The organism is Mesorhizobium sp. M2A.F.Ca.ET.067.02.1.1 (assembly GCF_004023285.1).
In the GTDB taxonomy this organism is placed as follows: Bacteria; Pseudomonadota; Alphaproteobacteria; order Rhizobiales; family Rhizobiaceae; genus Mesorhizobium.
In genome coordinates, this window is record NZ_RZSB01001182.1 from 1 (window position 1) to 1,107 (window position 1,107).

The 1,107-nt window shown below is 64.1% G+C and carries 1 protein-coding gene; it reads left to right on the forward strand.

The features are described 5' to 3' along the window. Positions 1 to 620 precede the first annotated feature (620 nt). A complete protein-coding gene (locus tag EOA28_RS36570) occupies positions 621 to 1,055 on the forward strand; it encodes a hypothetical protein (protein WP_127385981.1) in 435 nt (144 codons plus the stop codon). The last annotated feature ends 52 nt before the right edge of the window (positions 1,056 to 1,107 follow it).

Here is a 1,107-nt window from a genome sequence, read left to right on the forward strand (position 1 = left end):
ATATTCTACCCTCTACCAGCGCGATCGCGGTTTACTGCGTTCAGCGCTTGAATTGCCGAACGTCGATGAGGCTGGCTAAGCGACTCCCGCAAACTAGCCCTTGATCGCGAGGTGCGTCCGGCGCGCCTCCCGTGAGCCGGTCAAGGTCGGGGCCGCCTGGGCGTGGAATGCTTGGGCGGCGCGTCATTCTCATCGGGATTGGGGATCGGCGCCTCATCGGGAAGCCGATCCGGATCCGGCTCGCGCATCGGCTTGGGTTCCGGGATGGGCGGAGGCGTGGGCACCGGCGTTGGAGACGGGTCCGGATTGGGGAGAATGGCCATCGCTTTTTCCTTCCGCTCGGCGCCTTGGCAGGCTCTGCGCGATCCCGACAAGCGGGATGTCCTGCCCGACCTGAAATGAGGCGATCGCCGCATTCAGACGGTTTCGTCAGGAGCGATCGGCGGCGCAAGCTGGCAGAACGGCCGCGCCAGCGGATGGTTCCCACACGATCGCGCCGCGAGATTGCGACAGGTGACGATCAAATGATTCCGCGGGTCCGTTTCGGCCCTTGCCGGCGTTGGGCGGCGCCTTAGTTCCCAGTGTGGGCGGGTGATCATCTGTCGATACAGGAGACGGCCGTGAAGCACCAAACCCTTGACCAAATCAACGCCGTTGCCGACGTTCACGCCGAAGCACCGGCTCTCATCGCCAATCGGGGCCAGCGCCTTGAGCGCTGGGCGCAACTTCTCGAACAAAGCCCCAGCCGCCGCCTCACGGCGTTGGCGGGTACCGAATACGCTCCACCCGACGTGCGTGAAAGAATGCGCACCGACGGATCGGCGATCACCGTCGCATTCGAAGATCCGATCTTCCGTGCGCAGGGACTGCAGGATGACACCTACGGCGAAGCCAAGCGCTTCTTCGAGATGAGCGACTGGCAACTGCATGAGGTTGTCTGCCATTGCCATGTCGGCGCCAACATGCCGGCAGGCTGGGCGGCATCGCGCGTGCGCGCGGCGGTCTCTCCGGGTGCAGGCATCCTTGCGTGGCTGAGAGCTGTGTTCATGCACTAGGCGTGCACCTGCGCACCGGGGCGTTGGTTCGAGATCTTGATAGGAGTAACGG